The organism is Xenorhabdus budapestensis, from assembly GCF_017743015.1.
Lineage (GTDB): Bacteria > Pseudomonadota > Gammaproteobacteria > Enterobacterales > Enterobacteriaceae > Xenorhabdus > Xenorhabdus budapestensis.
Genome location: NZ_CP072455.1, coordinates 1,898,827 through 1,917,083, shown reverse-complemented (window position 1 = coordinate 1,917,083; position 18,257 = coordinate 1,898,827). Strand labels below are relative to the sequence as shown.

The 18,257-nt window shown below is 41.4% G+C and carries 17 protein-coding genes; 9 read left to right on the top strand and 8 right to left on the bottom strand.

Annotated features, from left to right (window positions below):
- Window positions 1-81 precede the first annotated feature (81 nt).
- Complete coding sequence (locus HGO23_RS08710; protein WP_209028574.1) at window positions 82-972, bottom strand: ChaN family lipoprotein; 891 nt, start codon at window positions 970-972, stop codon at window positions 82-84.
- 153 nt (window positions 973-1,125) lie between these two features.
- A complete protein-coding gene (maeB, locus tag HGO23_RS08705) occupies window positions 1,126-3,405 on the bottom strand; it encodes an NADP-dependent oxaloacetate-decarboxylating malate dehydrogenase (RefSeq protein WP_209028573.1) in 2,280 nt (759 codons plus the stop codon).
- 558 nt (window positions 3,406-3,963) lie between these two features.
- Between maeB and HGO23_RS08700 the strand changes: the two genes are divergently transcribed.
- The 5 genes from HGO23_RS08700 to HGO23_RS08680 all read left to right on the top strand — a co-directional run bounded on the left by HGO23_RS08700 (window position 3,964) and on the right by HGO23_RS08680 (window position 7,749).
- A complete protein-coding gene (locus HGO23_RS08700; protein WP_099134710.1) occupies window positions 3,964-4,599 on the top strand; it encodes a response regulator in 636 nt (211 codons plus the stop codon).
- 654 nt (window positions 4,600-5,253) lie between these two features.
- Window positions 5,254-5,697, top strand: a complete 444-nt coding sequence (locus HGO23_RS08695; RefSeq protein ID WP_209028572.1) for an ArsC family reductase — start codon at window positions 5,254-5,256, stop codon at window positions 5,695-5,697.
- 11 nt (window positions 5,698-5,708) lie between these two features.
- Window positions 5,709-6,836: a succinyl-diaminopimelate desuccinylase gene (gene dapE, locus HGO23_RS08690; RefSeq protein WP_209028746.1), complete on the top strand. Its 1,128-nt coding sequence runs from the start codon at window positions 5,709-5,711 to the stop codon at window positions 6,834-6,836.
- The gene (locus HGO23_RS08685; protein WP_099134715.1) at window positions 6,833-7,510 is read left to right on the top strand and encodes a M15 family metallopeptidase; all 678 of its coding nucleotides are present in this window, start codon (window positions 6,833-6,835) and stop codon (window positions 7,508-7,510) included. Before dapE ends, HGO23_RS08685 begins: the two co-directional genes overlap by 4 nt.
- Window positions 7,511-7,539: 29 nt before the next feature.
- Complete coding sequence (locus HGO23_RS08680) at window positions 7,540-7,749, top strand: YpfN family protein (protein ID WP_099134716.1); 210 nt, start codon at window positions 7,540-7,542, stop codon at window positions 7,747-7,749.
- Here HGO23_RS08680 and HGO23_RS08675 read toward each other — a convergent pair.
- Window positions 7,679-9,925 carry a tRNA(Met) cytidine acetyltransferase TmcA gene (locus HGO23_RS08675; protein WP_209028571.1) on the bottom strand — a complete coding sequence of 749 codons (2,247 nt, stop codon included), beginning with the start codon at window positions 9,923-9,925 and terminating at the stop codon, window positions 7,679-7,681. The two genes, HGO23_RS08680 and HGO23_RS08675, sit on opposite strands and share 71 nt — an antisense overlap.
- Entirely contained in the window at window positions 9,922-10,374 is a 453-nt protein-coding gene (locus HGO23_RS08670) for a DUF441 domain-containing protein (protein ID WP_209028570.1), read from the bottom strand. Before HGO23_RS08670 ends, HGO23_RS08675 begins: the two co-directional genes overlap by 4 nt.
- Before the next feature lie 286 nt (window positions 10,375-10,660).
- Here HGO23_RS08670 and HGO23_RS08665 point away from each other — a divergent pair, with 286 nt between their 5' ends.
- Window positions 10,661-10,996 (top strand): hypothetical protein, encoded by a 336-nt coding sequence (locus HGO23_RS08665; RefSeq protein WP_099134719.1) that lies wholly within the window; start codon window positions 10,661-10,663, stop codon window positions 10,994-10,996.
- Between the two features lie 134 nt (window positions 10,997-11,130).
- Here HGO23_RS08665 and purC read toward each other — a convergent pair whose 3' ends face one another.
- The 3 genes from purC to dapA all read right to left on the bottom strand — a co-directional run bounded on the left by purC (window position 11,131) and on the right by dapA (window position 13,911).
- Entirely contained in the window at window positions 11,131-11,844 is a 714-nt protein-coding gene (gene purC, locus HGO23_RS08660; RefSeq protein ID WP_209028569.1) for a phosphoribosylaminoimidazolesuccinocarboxamide synthase, read from the bottom strand.
- A 104-nt stretch (window positions 11,845-11,948) separates the two neighbouring features.
- Complete coding sequence (gene bamC, locus HGO23_RS08655) at window positions 11,949-12,995, bottom strand: outer membrane protein assembly factor BamC (RefSeq protein WP_209028568.1); 1,047 nt, start codon at window positions 12,993-12,995, stop codon at window positions 11,949-11,951.
- A 16-nt stretch (window positions 12,996-13,011) separates the two neighbouring features.
- The gene (gene dapA, locus HGO23_RS08650) at window positions 13,012-13,911 is read right to left on the bottom strand and encodes a 4-hydroxy-tetrahydrodipicolinate synthase (RefSeq protein WP_099134722.1); all 900 of its coding nucleotides are present in this window, start codon (window positions 13,909-13,911) and stop codon (window positions 13,012-13,014) included.
- A 246-nt stretch (window positions 13,912-14,157) separates the two neighbouring features.
- Between dapA and HGO23_RS08645 the strand changes: the two genes are divergently transcribed.
- Together HGO23_RS08645 and bcp are read left to right on the top strand one after the other, a co-directional pair.
- Window positions 14,158-14,718: a glycine cleavage system transcriptional repressor gene (locus HGO23_RS08645; RefSeq protein ID WP_099134723.1), complete on the top strand. Its 561-nt coding sequence runs from the start codon at window positions 14,158-14,160 to the stop codon at window positions 14,716-14,718.
- Window positions 14,719-15,002: 284 nt separating this feature from the next.
- On the top strand, window positions 15,003-15,476 hold the full coding sequence (bcp, locus tag HGO23_RS08640) for a thioredoxin-dependent thiol peroxidase (protein ID WP_209028567.1): 474 nt from the start codon (window positions 15,003-15,005) through the stop codon (window positions 15,474-15,476).
- 78 nt (window positions 15,477-15,554) lie between these two features.
- Here the strand turns inward: bcp and HGO23_RS08635 are convergent, their stop codons facing one another.
- Window positions 15,555-16,613 carry an AI-2E family transporter gene (locus tag HGO23_RS08635; RefSeq protein WP_099134725.1) on the bottom strand — a complete coding sequence of 353 codons (1,059 nt, stop codon included), beginning with the start codon at window positions 16,611-16,613 and terminating at the stop codon, window positions 15,555-15,557.
- A gap of 160 nt (window positions 16,614-16,773) precedes the next feature.
- On the opposite strand from HGO23_RS08635, the gene bepA reads away from it, so the two are divergent.
- Entirely contained in the window at window positions 16,774-18,252 is a 1,479-nt protein-coding gene (gene bepA, locus HGO23_RS08630) for a beta-barrel assembly-enhancing protease (protein WP_209028566.1), read from the top strand.
- Window positions 18,253-18,257: the final 5 nt, after the last annotated feature.

The following is an 18,257-nucleotide window of genomic DNA, read 5'->3' as shown; positions in this document are numbered from 1 at the left end:
TTAATTGAATATATAAATGAAAACTATTTTTATTTATTAAAATCATCACATCCTTGTGATAGATACAACTAATTAGTTACATTACTGGGAACTTTGGGGGGTAAACCAGACAAAATCAGCATATTCGTTGTTCAAAGAGACGCCTTGTTCAGCAATAACAAGCACAACAATCCGTTCATTGGACGCTATTTTTTTCACATGCTGAGGTACTCCCATCGCTTTTACGGCGTGATACCCTCCCGCAAATAACAACGCTGGTGATGGTGCTTTAATCAATTGTTCTGCCATTCGCCGATCACGTAATTGCTGAATTTTGCTTATGGCAGAGAGATGTAGTTCATCTATATTTCCACCATGGGAATTTTTAATAGTTTCGTCAATACGTTTTTTAACATCATCAGAGACTAGTGAAGTTCTATCTCCAGCCCTGTAATTTTTGTATGCCTGATCGATTTCACTACGATCCAAGTTTGCTGCTAACAATGGATAAGGTGCTTTCATCAGCTCCACAACCAGCTTTCCATATAACTCCCAAGGCCAACCTTGCTGCCACGCTAATAGATTTTTAATGCGCTCGTCTCTGACCGTTGGATTTCCCTGCAACCAGCTTTTAACTTTGTTCACTTTCTCTTGCTGGTCTGGGTTAATCATTTCCAGTAATACAGAGCCATGAGGACGTTTTTGCTCAAGTTGCTGAACCAGCCATAACTCAATTTGATGGTGATAAGGATTATCGTGTTTTTCACCCACAATGACTCTGGAATAGGTTGCCAATTGTTCGAGCAATTCATCAGAAGTGATAGATTTGCCTGTGTTCATATCAAGCAAAACCCCTGATTGGGTTAATTCGCCGGGAAGAGATTGTTTTACTTCTTGAGAGTTATTTTGAGTGGTAGTCGGTGATGTTGTACAACTACCAAGCAGGAAAGCACATACTAAAAAAGTTGTTTTTATACAGGTAGATGTTTTCATTGATATTCATTATCACATTAAAAATTTCCCTGCATATTATAGATAATGAGAATCGTTTACAAATAAAAATACCCTGCCAGGCAAAGACCCGGCAGAGTTGCTTATTTATTCATCCCTGTTTATTACTTAAATTAGGATGCTAATACGAATGAGTTATAGAGGATCAGTTTGTGCTTCAACCACAGCCAATGCCACCATATTAACAATGCGACGAACAGAAGCGATTGGGGTCAGTACATGTACTGGCTTTGAGACTCCCATCAGTACCGGGCCAACAGTTACGCCATCCGAACCGGTAACACGTAATAGGTTATAACTGATACGTGCAGCTTCCATATTTGGCATAATCAACAGGTTAGCAGAACCTTTTAATGGACTGTCCGGCATGATGTCACGGCGAATACTTTCTACTAAGGCTGCATCACCATGCATTTCACCGTCAATTTCCAGTGACGGAGCCATTTGCTGTACCAGTTCCAGCGTCTTACGCATTTTTTGTGCAGAAGCACAATCAAAAGAACCAAAACTCGAACGCGATAATAAAGCAACCTTTGGTTCAATACCGAAGCGACGTACAGTTTCAGCCGCCATCAACGTGATTTCAGCCAGTTCCTCTGGAGTCGGATCTTCATTGACATAAGTGTCAGCAATAAAAGTATTCCCCATTGGCAACAATAAAGCATTCATTGCACCGGCTGTGCACGCCCCCTGACGGAAGCCAAAGACATCTTTTATAACTTGATAGTGTTCACCATAACTGCCAACCGTACCACAAATCAGACCATCCGCTTCACCACGATGTACCATGATGGCTCCGATCAATGTCGGATTACCAATAACAGCGCGGCGAGCCTGTTCCTGAGAAACACCACGGCGTTTCATCAGTTGGTAATATTCTTGCCAGTATTCTTTGAAGCGTGGATCATTTTCGTTGTTGACCACTTCAAAATCTTTACCGGCTTCAATATGAAGCCCTTGCTTTTTGATACGCATCTCAATGACACTTGGGCGACCAATCAGAATAGGGAATGCCAATCCGAGAGACACGAGTTCCTGAGTTGCATGCAGCACCCGAATATCTTCCCCTTCCGCCAATACAATGCGTTTTTTCTCTTTTTTCGCCTGAGCGAAAATCGGCTTCATAAATAAGTTGGTTTTGTAGACAAACTCATTCAGTTTTTCAATATAAGCGCCAAAATCAGTAATAGGACGTGTTGCAACACCGGAGTCCATCGCCGCTTTCGCTACAGCAGGCGCAATTTTTACAATCAACCGTGGATCAAACGGCTTTGGTATGATGTATTCAGGGCCAAAGAACAGATCCTGATCGCCATATGCAGAAGCAACTTCCTGACTCTGTTCAGCCAATGCCAGATCTGCAATTGCATGCACACAAGCCAGTTTCATCTCTTCATTAATGGTTGTTGCACCAACATCCAGTGCGCCACGGAAGATGAATGGGAAGCAGAGCACATTGTTAACCTGATTAGGATAATCAGAACGGCCAGTACAGAGAATTGCGTCGGGACGTACCGCTTTTGCTAGTGGTGGCAAGATCTCAGGTTCCGGATTTGCCAAAGCCATAATGAGTGGATCTTTCGCCATGGTTTTGACCATCTCTGGCGTCAGGACACCTGGCCCGGAACATCCGAGGAAAATATCAGTATCAGGAATTACGTCAGTGAGTGTGCGGCTACCGTTATCTTCAATAGCATAATTAGCTTTGGTTTTTTCCATGTTTTCTTCGCGACCACGATAGATAACACCTTTCGAGTCACAAACGACAATATTTTCACTCTTTAAGCCCAAAGCCACCAGCAGGTTCATACAGGCAATGGAGGCCGCACCCGCACCAGACACCACCATACGTACTTTACCGATGTCTTTATTAACAACGCGCAATCCATTAAGCACTGCCGCAGTACAAATGATTGCCGTACCATGCTGGTCATCATGGAACACAGGAATTTTCATCCGCTCACGAAGTTTCTGTTCAATGTAGAAACATTCTGGCGCTTTGATGTCTTCAAGGTTGATACCACCAAAAGTCGGCTCCAATGCCGCAATGATATCGATTAATTTATCAGGATTGGACTCATCAATTTCAATGTCAAAAACATCAATACCAGAAAATTTTTTGAATAGTACTCCCTTCCCTTCCATGACGGGTTTACCCGCCAATGCTCCGATATTGCCCAGTCCCAATACAGCACTACCATTGGAGATAACAGCCACCAAATTACCACGTGCAGTATATTTATAAGCTGCCAATGGATTTTCTGCTATTTCAAGACAAGGAGCTGCGACACCTGGCGAATATGCTAAGGCTAAGTCACGCTGTGTAGTCAACGGCTTAGTCGGAGTAACAGTGATTTTCCCCGGTTGCGGGAATTCATGAAAATCAAGGGCACTTTGTTTTAATTTTTCGTCCATCGTCTGATCCTTTGTGAGTCATGTCTAAGTAAAAATCTGTTCAGTATAATAGTCAAGGAAGGTTAAATCATGATACTAGCAATATTTTTATTAATAGCCACTGAAATAATCGTTCGCAAAATGATCTATTAATGATTTCATTTTAAACAACTCCATATATAAATACCTCAATTATACTCATAGAGAGGTATTTATATTTTCTATTCACTAATCACTCACTACATTAATTAAGAGAGGTATCTATCTAAGAAACAACTTTAAAATGAGTTTACAAAAACAAAACTTAATCTATAAAATAATCGTAGAAATTTGATTTAGAAAATTATTAGCAATTAGGGAAACTCATTTTCTCACGCTTGTGAATTTTATTTCACCTAAATGGATAAACCTGTTTGCGATATTTCTTTTTTTATATCAGGATATATTTTCAGAATCTCTATTATAGATGATTCAATATACTCCATAAAAATCACACAGCTATTTAACATAAAGCAGAATTCTGTTTTTTTATGTTTTATCAAAACATAAGATCTGCATTTCTATTATGGGAGAAGGAACATGCATAATCATACAGTCATGATAGTCGATGATCATCCTATCATTCGTCATGGTTTAAAAGGGTTGATTGAATCAGAGCGCGAACTCATTGTGACTGCTGAGACAGATAACGGCGAAGATGCCATTAATATCGCTTGCCAAATAAAACCAGATATTATTCTAATGGGTTTGAAAACCAACGGCCTTTCAGGAATTGATACGATTAAGTCGCTCCGCCGTAAAGGGCTTGATTCCTATGTTCTGGTACTTTCTGATTCAGCTAACCGAAGCGACGTTTATGATGCTGTTGATGCGGGTGCGAATGGTTATTTATTAAAAGATATTGAACTAACCCCTCTGCTGATTAACATAAAAAAAGCTGTAAATGGGCAAGCTGTATACAGTGAAAAAGTTTACCAATATTTATCTACTCGTCATCTTTATGTTGATCCTTTATCAAAATTAACTAAACGTGAATTAGACGTTTTAAAAGAAATCTCAGAAGGAATGACGAATAAAGAAATTGCTGATTTTCTTTTTATCTCAGAAGAAACCGTGAAAGTCCATACACGTAACTTATTGAAAAAACTTAAATCCCGCTCCCGTCTCGAAGCTACCATCATCTATCTGAAACATAGAAGAGCAGATTTAATATAACACTTGACATGCAATCTCTATAAAGAGAGACACAATTTCCCTGATTTTGATCAACAGGGAAATTGTGAATTAAATCAGATAAAAGTTAATTATAATTAATTCAATTTAATTCATAGTTAATTTCATTATAATAAATGTAATTATTGTATTTATTTGAAACTAATGTTTAAGAATTAATTTATTCATGAAATATATACCCTATGGATTTCAAGATGTATCGCGACGGCAAAAGAGTGACAAATTCTTCGGAAACGAATTTGCCCAGCCAAAGGCTGGCCTCCGGTGAGAGGCAGAAGCTTCTCACTAATCTCAAGAATATAGATAACTGTGTGACTGGGGTGAGCAAGTGAAGCCAACAAAGATGCAACTTGAAAGACAACGGGTATATATGAAAATTATACCTAATGGATCTCAAATTTACCGTAATTACTATATGTTGTTGAATGAATATAAGCAGCGAACACTATTGACAGGCAACATAGGTAAAATACACAGTTCGGTTCTGCCAGGGAATATGAAAGGTTCGTGTTATCTGGATAAAATGACAAATTTCCCGCATTATACCCAATAGACGTCAAGATGCGACCAACAAAGCGGCAACCTGGAAGATGGCAGGTATATGCCGGATGTGTAAACAAGACTAAGGCTCTCATAATGTCAGATACCACTCCTCAAAAAACATTCACTCTGTACGGTATCAAAAATTGCGATACTGTGAAAAAAGCACGTCGTTGGTTAGAAGATCAAGAGATCCCATATCAATTTCATGACTACCGTGTTGATGGCTTATCCCCTGAACTACTGCAAATATTCATTGAACAAGTAGGTTGGGAAACTTTACTGAATACCCGTGGCACAACCTGGCGCAAATTGCCTGATGAGCAAAGAGCTACTATCAACAACGCCGAAGCCGCTAAAGCACTGATGCTGGAACAACCCGCTATCATTAAACGCCCACTGTTAGTTTCAAAACCAGTAATCTCAAAACCATCAACATCGGAAACAATAGCATCAGCAGCAGAAAGCTACTTACTGGGCTTCAAGGCTGAACAATACCAACAGTTTTTTTCTCATGACTGTTCTCTTACGGCTAAATAAGGGTTTACATGATGACTTGTCCAGTAACTGAACTGACTCAGGAATTAATTAAGCGGCCTTCAGTCAGCCCCGATGATCAGGGCTGTCAGGAAATTCTGATCCAACGTCTGCAAAATACGGGTTTTACAATAGAAAGGATGCCTTTCGGTGATACTCTGAATTTCTGGGCCTATCGTGGAACAGGGGTAACCTTTGCTCTCGCTGGGCATACTGACGTTGTCCCTGCTGGTGATACCTCAGAATGGCAAAGCCCACCATTCGAGCCAATTATCCGTGACGGTATGTTGTATGGTCGTGGTGCAGCAGATATGAAAGGTTCCCTGGCTGCAATGATAGTTGCAGCAGAACGCTTTGTTGCTGATAACCCTAATCATCGGGGCCGCCTTGCTTTTTTGATTACTTCAGATGAAGAAGCTAATGCAGTAAATGGCACTGTCAAAGTTGTTGAAACATTAATGTCACGCCATGAACAATTGGATTATTGCCTGGTGGGCGAACCTTCCAGCCAGAAGCGTCTCGGTGATACGATCAAAAATGGACGCCGGGGCTCCCTGACCGCCAATGTAACCATTCACGGTATTCAAGGGCATGTTGCATATCCTCAATTCGCTGATAATCCTATTCACCACTCACTCCCCTTCCTACAGGAGTTAGTTAATACTAAATGGGACGACGGTAATGAATTCTTCCCTGCCACCAGTATGCAAATCGTCAATATTCTGGCAGGTACGGGAAGCAATAATATCATACCGGGTAAATTGCAGGTTCAGTTTAATTTCCGTTTCAGTACCGAACTGACAGACACTGAGATCTGCCAGCGAGTCGAAGATATGCTGAAAAAACATGAAATAAAGCATGAAATCGAATGGTGGTTATCCGGTCAGCCTTTCCTGACCTGTAAAGGGGAACTTGTTGATGCGACGGTTGAAGCCATCAAACATTATTGTGGATATCAATCAGAATTATCGACAAGCGGCGGCACATCTGATGGGCGCTTTATTGCCAAAATGGGCGGGCAGGTCGTGGAATTAGGGCCTATTAATGCAACTATTCACAAAACAAATGAATGTGTCAGCGTGTCTGATTTACAGGAGTTGAGTCTGATCTATCAACGCATCATGGAGCAATTAATTAAATGATGACGCCTGAAATGCTGACTGGTGTATCAACAGATCATTTGGTGACACTTTCTGGTAATCACCGTTTACAATTTGACGCCACCAAAGCATTCCTTGCCATGCAACGAGACGCTGCCAAAGCAGGCTTTAAGTTACAGCCTGCCAGCTCTTTTCGTGATTTCACACGCCAACAAACTATCTGGAATGAAAAATTTCGGGGACAACGACCAGTCTTAGATATCAACAACCAGCTTCTTGATATTATTCAAATGACTGAAGGAGAAATTTGCGAAGCCATTCTCCGTTGGTCTGCCTTACCGGGAGCCAGCCGACATCATTGGGGAACTGAGCTGGATATTTATGATCCTTTTCTGTTGCCACAAGGCAAACAGTTATTATTGGAACCGTGGGAATATGAAGATGGTGGTTACTTTGAACCACTATCAGATTGGTTAACAGAAAATATGTCCTGTTATGATTTCTATCGGCCATTTACCCGCGCCACGGTGCGAGGTGTAGCTTATGAACCCTGGCATATCAGTTACTGGCCGCTATCTCATGAAGCAGAATGTTTATTCAATGAACCAGTCTTATTAGACGTCTGGCAGGATCGTGACATTGCCGGCATTCATTGGTTGACTGCAAACCTCTCCTATATTTTTGAAAAATATATCAAAATAACAGAAGAGGTTTAAGGTCAATCACAATATTAGAGGAGCCTGTTATGCACTGGCTAATGGATTATTGGTGGGTAGTTCTGTTGTTACTCGCAGGCATTATTATCAATGCGATAAAAGAACTGAGCCGCATCAACACAAAGCGTTTTTTGGATAACAAGCCTGAACTCCCTCCTCACCGGGATCTTAACGCTGCATGGGATGATGAGGACGATTGGCCTCAGGCAAGTGGTAAGAAGGTAGATCACAAGAAATAACTCGATCTTTCCATTGCCTGGCAAGTATTTTATCAATACTTGCCAATGCACTTACTGCCTCTTCTCGCCAGCGTTTTAACAACGCTTTACGTCCATTCAGAGACAAATCACGCACACATTGCTCAAGCTCCATCTTCTGTTGGAGGTGTTTTCTCAATGCAGGCAGAGCCAGATCATTCGCTAACAATAAGCGTTGCAATGCAAAATAAGAAGCGGATAAGGGACGATGCGCAAATGCAAAACCAGCCAGCTCTTGCCAGTCATTCTCATTAAGTTGCTCATCATCTTGATGAGCAATAGGTAAAACAAACCCAATCAATGACTCCAACCCATTCGCATCACGGGATAATTGTTGCTGTGCAGACTGAGCAAGCCATATCCCTTGTTCACTCAACGGCAAAATAGCCATCGCGGTATAGCAACCACTGCTCGCTTCAAGATGTGTTCCCATCCGTACCAACCGAAAACCGCATTTTTGCCAAAGTGCCCAAAGTTCAGCAGTGTAACCAAAGCTGACCGACAAGAAGTCCAGATTTTGCTCGTGTGCTGCCTGACATTGTCGGGCAATCAAACACTGCGCGATACCAAGACGACGATATTGTGCTTGTACCGCAATGCGGCTGACTCTTTGTGATCGCATTGTAGCAGCCTGAGGAAAACCACTGTGCGCTGCCAGCGATTGAGCCACCAGATTTCCCCTTGGGCGACGGCGGCCAGCCCATATTTCATGCGCCAGTGCCGGTGACAACCCTCCTTCATTCACCATCCATAGTGCACCAATCAGCTGTGGGTTATCATGCACAACACAAGAAGACATAGCAGCCAGAAATGTCATTCCATTGCCATCCAGCAAACGGCGCAAATCAAGAGGAGAAGTTCGATAATGGGCACTTGTTAATAACCCATAGAACTGGCGCAATAACCAAGGTTGTTGTAACCACGTTGCTTGTTCAATGAAATTGAAGGATAAGTTTTTTTCAATATCAAAATGAGGCGCTTGTTGAGAAAATAATCGACTATCATCAATACCGTTATCAAATAACAATGCGCTATCCAGCCATGTTTCTAATGGATCATTTTCGGCCCAACGCATTGGTGTTTTCAGCTCTCTGATATGACAATCGGGTAAAGCAGAACAGAATTTCAATAAAAATCCTCGTCCGGTTCCTTCATAACCCTGTACAGTCGTGGTTAATAGCACACGTGGAAAATGCCGAATAAGTTCCGCTAACTGTGGAATTGGAATTGCAGCCGCCTCATCAATTAAAAGCCAGTCTGCCGCTATCTTCCGTTCTGCACTCTTGTTGTCTGTGCTCTGATATTCTTTCAGTCGAAGAAATTTCAGTAAGTTATCGACCGACCAGAATTGCGGCCCCTGTTCACTAGAACCAGTATCCGAATGATCAAAACCCCCGGAATAACAACGAATAACTTCTGTCGTTACTTTTGCTGGTGCACATAACCAACATTTTCCTTGCCACTGACGCACTAACATCCCGGCAAGCGCAGACTTTCCTCGCCCACGTGGTGCAGTAATCACCCAAACACCTTGTGAAACTTGTAACAACTGTTCAAGTATCAACTGCTGACTGATTGTCGGATTACCATCCGGCATGTTCCACGGCTGAGTTTGAGGCAATAACTCCGGATAAAAAGACGTTTCTTGCCGCCATAATAAACAATTCGGAGAAGTAAGGAGCTGCCATTGAATATGCTGAATAAAGCGCGGCGTGGGGATTACACCAACAGACTCATTCCAGCGAGAGCTATCTTCATCTGGCAAATTAGCCCATTGTTTCCAGACAGGGACACGCATCACCAGCCAGCTTCCTGCTTTCAGCGTCCCCGCCAGTATCGCTAACGCTTCAGCATTAAAGCCACAGGTTGCATCAAAAACCCCATGTAAAAATTCTCTTCCCAGTAAACCAACCGATTTTGTGGGCTCAATAGCACTTGTAGGTTCAACAACACCATGAGTTTTAATCGTATAGGAAGTGTTGATAACATCATGAGCGTTGGAAGTAATCGTGATCCAATCTCCCTGAAACACCCCTTTCAAATAAGTGACGATCTGTTCACTCCACTGACTCTCACCGCTTAATACCAGCAAACGGCGCTGTCCTTGTCGTTGCATTTGTTCCTGCAACGCTCTCCATTTCAAATCCAATTCTGTCATGATTTGCCAATTACAATGGACAATATGCCTGCCGCAATCAATGGACCGACCGGAACCCCTTTAAACAATGCTACACCTAACACCGTACCGACCAATAACCCCGCGACTGTAGAGGGTTGATTTGACATCAGGGATACACCCCGACTACCTAGCCACGACACAAGAACACCGACGACAATAGCGAGCAACGATTTCCAATTCAGGAATGAACTGAAAATTTCTTGTGCAGAAATTTTCCCACTGGCGATAGGAGCCATGACTCCTACTGTGAGAATCAAAATACCCAGTGTTAAACCATATTTTTCGACCCAAGGGAAAAATTGATTCAATGGGGTAATGCGGACGACCAGCAAAAACAACATGGCCAATGTTACCGTCATGTTATGGCTAATAATACCAAGCCCAGCCAGTACTAATAAGATAAGTAAAGTGGGATCAATCTGACTCATAAATTTCCTGTTTTCTACAAAAATAGAAGAAAATGCTTCTGACAGTAACCAATGTATTATCTGACGCAGAGCAGAATAATAACTTAATTGTCCGACATGTAAGCAAACCTATTGATGTTCGGTAAAAATATACCAACGAATAACTATATTTTCATAATAAAATAGTTGCTAAGATATTCTTAATCTTTCAAGTTATCTCTATGATAGATATTAATTCTTTTATTAAGGTGAATGCGGAAAGGTTGTGGGGAATACCTCGCAAACAGGATGCGTTCGTACAGGAAATATGAAAAAATCAGCGCTTTTAATCACTATAAGTATGCTATTAACCGGTTGTACCACTCAATGGGTACCCGCAAGGAGTAATCCCACACCTTTTCACGAAGCAAATGCAGAGTGTAATATAAGCGCTATGCAACAATTTCCAGTGAAAAACGAAGTGGCTCAAACGTCTCGCCTCCAAACAGTCAAAAATTACTGTGGTAAAGATTGTTCTTATGAACAAAGAGTACCGATAACCGAGAGTTACATCATTGACGCCAATGAACGTTCCAGAAATCAGGTTTATCGCTTTTGTATGCAGCAAAAAGGCTGGCAGCAACAAACAAAATACCTGCTGTAACCCATGGAAACTAATACATAATTGATTTCATGCATTTCATTTTTCAAGTTGCAGCTAACAAAGCTGCAACTTGAAATTTATTGGATATAGATATTGCCAATTAGCTACATCCATTTAAGTAATCGTTTGCGTCATCAATCTAAAATAACGCCAATACGGTGAGCTACCTCTTCATACGCTTCAACTAAGCCACCAAGACTTTGGCGAAAACGATCTTTATCCATTTTATCCATCGTTTGTTTATCCCATAAACGACTACCATCTGGTGAAAACTCATCACCCAATACGATTTTCCCTTTGAACAGACCAAATTCCAGTTTAAAGTCCACCAAAATTAAGCCCGCATCATCAAATACCTGACTTAAAACTTCATTGGCTTTGTAACTCAGACACTTCATCTCAGCTAAGTGTTCCTTGCTGACCCAGCCGAATGTTTCGCAATACGATTCATTAACCATCGGGTCATGTCTGGCATCATCTTTCAGGAACAAGTCAAACAAAGGTGGATTCAGAACCATCCCCTCTTCCACACCGAGGCGTTTCACAAGTGAACCTGCCGCACGGTTACGAATAACACATTCAACAGGCACCATATTCAGTTTTTTGACCAGAGATTCATTCTCTGATAACAACTGCTCCATCTGGGTCGGAATACCTGCTTCTTCCAATTTACGCATAATGAAATAGTTGAATTTATTATTCACCATTCCTTTACGATCAAACTGTTCAATGCGCTCACCATCCAATGCTGATGTATCATTACGGAATTCCAGCACAAGCAGATCAGGATTATCAGTAGCGTACACTGTTTTTGCCTTTCCACGATACAACTCAGCTTTTTTCTGCATATTACACTCCAGAGATGCGACATCTTTAAACGGAAAATTAAACAAAACATCTAACCTAAAACATTTCACTCAAATATATAAAGGGGCTTAAGCCCCTTTATATGTTATTTGTTTGTGGTCTTGCTAAATGCTGCTTGCAGCACCGCGACCATTTGATCATTTTCGGATTGAGTCAGCGGCTTACCTTTTTCGCTAATAAATTGCAAACTGCTTCGGTTATCCAGATCACCTACCTGTAACTTGTAGTTTCCTGCACTGATAGTCGGTGCCTCAACACTTAATGCTTCCCAACCTGAAGAAGATAGTTCCTTATACGTTAGCGCTATAGCGCCAGTCGAACGGGTGCGATCGGTAACTTGCATGCCGATGCTTTCCAATGCATATGGCAGCCTGTTCCAGACTGTATTGTATGGTGCACGGACAATAATTTGTGGCAGCCCTGTGTTATCACTACCGCTCTGTACCACCAAAGCACCAGTATCTGGGGTTCCGTTCTGAGCCAACAATTCTTGTTGTTCACTCAAACCCCTGACCAGTTCGTTAAGCATTAATGCGTTGTAATGCTGGATTTCCAGTGGATTGTTGACAACCTTACCGCTATGTTCCAAACCTGCATTTGAAACAGTCAAAACTATTTGATAACCCTGCTGAGCAACCGAAATGTGGTAACGTCCCTTATAAGGAACATTTTCATCTGACCGTGGCCACAAAATCCAGTCAGTTGTCAACGTTTTGGTAGCATCATTTCGTTGACTGACCTGATAACCTTTCTTAGCCAAGAAACTATTCACTTGTGACCACAATTTGCTGTATTCAGGAGTATTTTCAAGCAACAGCTTACTGCTTTGTGCGCTATTTTCAACACGAGACCCTGTCAATAACGCCAATGCCTGCAGTGGTGGACGTATATCAACAGCCTTTCCAGTTGCCCCTTGTAAAGCCACTGGCGGAATATCATATTCACCATTTTGTAGTGGTAAGTTCATCCCAGCGGGAATATTCAATATTTTCAGAGGAGGAGTTTCAAGATAAGACTCATCCCCACTTACCTGACGTTTATAGCTCTGATCGCTGGAGCAGGCTGCCAGCAAAACGACCAATGACAGGCCAGCAACCTTCATGACCTTCGATTTTTGCAATAATGTTGCCATTAAAATTCCCTAAATTTTACAGTAATGCAGCCACTTTCAAGGCATTCTCAACTGAAATTTGCCCTTCTTGCGTCAATGCAATTATTGGCAGACGCAATGTGTCATCGGCAATTAATCCCAGTTTATGACAAGCCCATTTAGCTGGCGCCGGGCTAGGTTCAATAAATAATTTATGATGCAATTCCATCAGTCGGCTGTTCAGGCTACGCGCTTTCGCAAATTCACCACGACGAGCCAACTCACAAATTTGTGCCATTTCTGCTGCTGCCACATTCGTTGTTACAGAAATAACTCCTTTTCCACCAAGATGCATGAAATCAAGAAAACTTGCATCATCACCACTCAACAGAATGAAATTCTCATCATTAACTAATTCTCGGATCTGACTGACACGACTTAAGTTCCCTGTTGCTTCCTTAATTGCGACAATATTTTTCAATTTCGCCAAGCGTGCAACAGTCGATGGCAGCAAATCACATCCAGTACGAGATGGTACATTATACAGAATTTGTGGTAAGTCGGTATTCTCAGCTATCGCTTTATAGTGCTGGTATAAACCTTCCTGCGATGGCTTATTATAATAAGGTGTCACAGACAGGCAACCAACAACTCCCGTATTTTCAAAGCATCGGGTCAACGAAATCGCTTCCGCAGTGGCATTTGCGCCTGTTCCGGCAATAATCGGAATACGACCATCAGCTAATTCAAGGGTTGTCAGTACAACATCTACATGCTCATCATGAGTAAGTGTGGCACACTCCCCGGTTGTCCCAACAGAAACAATTGATGATGTACCACTGGCGACATGATAATCAATCAATTTTTTCAAACTGGCCTTGTCAACCTGACCAGTTAGATCCATTGGTGTGATTATTGCAACCATACTACCCGTAAAATCGAAGTGACCACTCTCCATTACCATTTCCCCTCAACTAAATCTTACACTGCAAACAAGAAAATCATGGTACTTTCTTGTTATAAGGAAGGAAACTCTTTAACCTTACGATTTCAATGAATTTTGTTAATATCAAGTGTAGACGATTAAACAGAGATTATAATCGTGCCCTTTCTGCCATAAATGCCATTGACCTTCTGCTGATCATTTTTTATGTTTAATAACGATATATATAGCAGACATCTATCATAGATAAGGGAAATCGCTTTGCCAAAATCAAAACAACATTTTTTAGTGATCACTGCTCTCGGTGCAGATCGCCCCGGTATCGTCAATACCATCACCCGCCTTGTTAATACATGCGGCTGTAATATTGAAGACAGCCGTTTGGCAATGTTTGGCGAAGAATTTACCTTTATCATGCTGCTATCTGGTAGCTGGAATTCGATTACCTTGATTGAATCCACTCTGCCCCAAAGGGCGGCTGAACTTGAATTACTCGTTGTGATGAAACGGACTCGCAGCGGCGCTCAAACAAAATTTCCTTCAACGGTTTCAGTCCGGGTAGATGTAGATGATTCTCCCGGTATTGTTGAACGTTTCACTAACCTGTTCACAACCCAGAATTTCAATATTGCTGAACTGGTATCAAAAACCCATCCAACTGATGAAAATATGCCCGCTCGTTTGCAGATCCAAATCACAGGCCATAATCCACTGGATGATAATGGAATTGTATTTAAAGAAACCTTTTATCGCCTGTGCACTGAATTGAATGCGCAAGGCAGTATTAGTGTGCAGGAAACGTTGGATGGTAAGGCTTGTTGACCAGATGAAAAAAAATAAGATACAGCTTTAAATCTGGCCTAAGCAGCCACTCATACGTTCTATAAATTAACAAGATGAGTATAGACGAATAATGTTGAATACCATTAAACAAGAAGAAATAACTTACTATTCATACAAATAATTAGAATCCCACACTGCTTAAGTCACACAACTACTAACATCGCAACTTGAAAGAAGGCAGGATACGTATTAATGAATGAACATATAGTAGTATTAGTGTATAAAATCCATTTGAATAAAAACGATTAAAGGGAGAATGCGTGATGAGTCCATTGAAAGCCGGAGACAAGGCCCCACAATTCAGCCTTCCTGACCAAGATGGCGAAAACATTAACTTATCTGACTTCAAAGGTCAGCGTGTTTTAGTTTATTTCTATCCCAAAGCAATGACCCCGGGCTGTACCGTTCAGGCGTGTGGTTTACGCGACACGATGGACGCACTGGAAAAAATTAATGTCACAGTATTAGGCATCAGTACAGATACTCCCGAAAAATTATCCCGCTTTGCCGAGAAAGAGATGCTGAATTTCACCCTGCTTTCTGATGTTGATCATCAGGTTGCCGGGCAATTTGGTGTTTGGGGTAAAAAGCAGTTTATGGGAAAAACCTATGATGGTATTCATCGCATCAGTTTTTTAATTGATTCAAAAGGTAATATTGAACACGTTTTTGATAGATTCAAAACCAGTGACCACCACCAAATTGTTCTGGATTATCTAAAGCAGCATTCATCTTGATAAACTTACGAGCTAATAACACAATCCCCCATCAGACAGATGGGGGATTTTTTTCAGCACTATCGCGGTTCGCTATGGCTATTCTTCTGCTTTTTCTTCTGGCCAAACATTAATGACCGCTTTGATCAGAGTCGCCAATGGGATAGCAAAAAAAACGCCCCAGAATCCCCATAACCCACCAAAAATAATGACAGAAAGGATAATAACCAGTGGATGGAGGTTTACTGCTTCCGAAAACAGAATAGGTACAAGCAGGTTTCCGTCTAACCCTTGTACAACCAAGTAAGCGATAAATAGTGTCCAAAAATCTGTTCCGAAACCCCATTGGAATAACGCAACTATAATGACAGGAATAGTGACGATCACTGTACCTACATAGGGAATTAACACGGACAAACCAACAAGTACAGCAAGTAGCATCGAATAATGCAATTTAAAGAAAGCAAATACCGCGTAAGTACAAATGGTCAGGATAACCATTTCCATCACTTTTCCACGGATATAATTCGTAATCTGTTGATTCATTTCACGCCATACCTTCCCGGCTAAACCGTGATTACGCGGCAATATACTTTGTAGTGCTGCAACCATCTTATTTTTATCTTTCAACAGGAAAAACACCATAAAAGGAACAATAATCAGGTAAATAGAAAGAGTTAACAGCCCAATCAAGGATGCCACGGAAAACTTAACCACAGATTCTCCCGCTAAGGAAAGCTTGCCACGCAGATTTTCTGCAAACATTTCAATGATACCAGCATCAACCAGAGCGGGATAACGGGAGGGCAAAGTATGGGCATACTCATTAAAATGGTTAATCATATTTGGCAAATCAGAAAACAGATTCACACCCTGTTGCCAAACTGTTGGGGCAACAATTAGGATAATCAGGGCGCTAATCCCCATAAAAATGGTTAATACAATAGTCACAGAAAGTGAACGGCTACACCCTAATTTTTCCAGTTTTACCGTTGGCCATTCCAGTAAATACGCCAGTACAATTGCGGCAAGAACTGGTGCCAAAATACCATTAAAAAAATAAATGATGCCAAACCCTGCTAACAAAATGAATGATAATGCAGCAATTTGTGGATCAGCAAAACGGCGACGATACCATTGCATGATCATATCCAACATAAACAAAACTCCCTGATAACAATACTTAACAATTATTTTACCGAAATTGCTTACAACTGACCGATTTTAAGTTACCCTTTCCTATCATACACGTATCCCGAAAATGATAGCTAACTGGACATAGTGTTTTTATTAGAAGTGCTTTTATGAGAATCGCTTTATGAAAAAAACGTCTACTAAAAGATCTCTGATAGCGATATTGGTTAGTCTGACACTATTTGGTAATACTCCGGCCCTTTCCGCACCTGTTGCAGATTCATTACCAGATATTGGTACAACAGCAGGATCTACACTCAGTATCAATCAAGAAATAGAACTAGGGGATTTCTATATCCGTCAAATACGTGCTGAAACCCCGCTGATTTATGATCCACTATTAACAAAATACATCAATAAGCTAGGCCAGCGGTTAGTAAATCACGCAGATGCGGTCAAAACGCCTTTTCATTTTTATATCGTCAATAACCCTAACATTAATGCGTATGCTATTTTCGGTGGCAATGTTGTACTACACTCAGCCCTGTTCCGTTATAGCCGAAATGAAAGCGAATTAGCGTCTGTCATGGCTCATGAAATCGCCCATATCACTCAGCGTCATTTAGCCCGCCGGATGGAAGATATCCAACGAAAATCACCGCTGGCATGGGCTGGAACATTAGGTTCTATCTTACTGCTAATGGCTAATCCACAAGCAGGAATGGCGGCATTAAGTGGTACTCTGGCTGGTTTTACACAAGGCATAATCAGCTTTACTCGTGAAAACGAACAGGAAGCAGACCGTATAGGTATGCGAATATTAAGCCAAGCCGGATTTGATCCTTATGGAATGCCCAATTTCATGCAAACTCTAGGAGATCAATCCCGGTACAGCTCTAAGCTACCAGAAATGTTATATACCCATCCACTGCCTGACAACCGCTTAGCTGATGCCCGCAATAGAGCCAATCAATACCCCAAAAAATCTATCCCAGAATCACAGGATTATCTGCTTGCTCGCGTGCGTATTCTGACAATAAAGTCTACAACACTATCTTCTGCACAATATCCCTATACAGAAGAGTTTCTGAACAAATATAGCCAAGGAACACCAAAAGAAAAAATTGCCGCTTCTTACGGACGAGTTCTCTTACTAATCCAAAATAAAAAGTATACTGAAGCCAGAACAATACTGACTCCATTACTGAATGAGCAACCAGATAATATATGGTTTATCGGCGCCATGACAAATATTGATATTGAACAATCACAGTATGCGCAAGCTATTACCCGCTTACAACAAGCTCTTCAAAAACATAAAAATGATCCGGTACTACAAATCAAGCTCGCTAATGTCTATATTCAAGCTAAACAATATCCAAAGGCTTCACAGCAGCTATTCCAATATACCTTCAATCATCCTGATGATTTAACAGGTTGGTCATTAATGGCAGAAGCGGCAGGTAAACAAGGAAAACGCAGTATTGAACTGGCAGCTTATGCAGAAACCATGGCATTAAAAGGACAGTTTGATATGGCTATAAATTATCTCAGCCAGGCCAGTGCATTGGTAAAATTAAATAGTTATGATCAAGCCCGCTACGATGCCCGCATTGATCAGTTACGCCAACTGCAACAACGTTATAGCCAATATGAGAAATGAGGTTT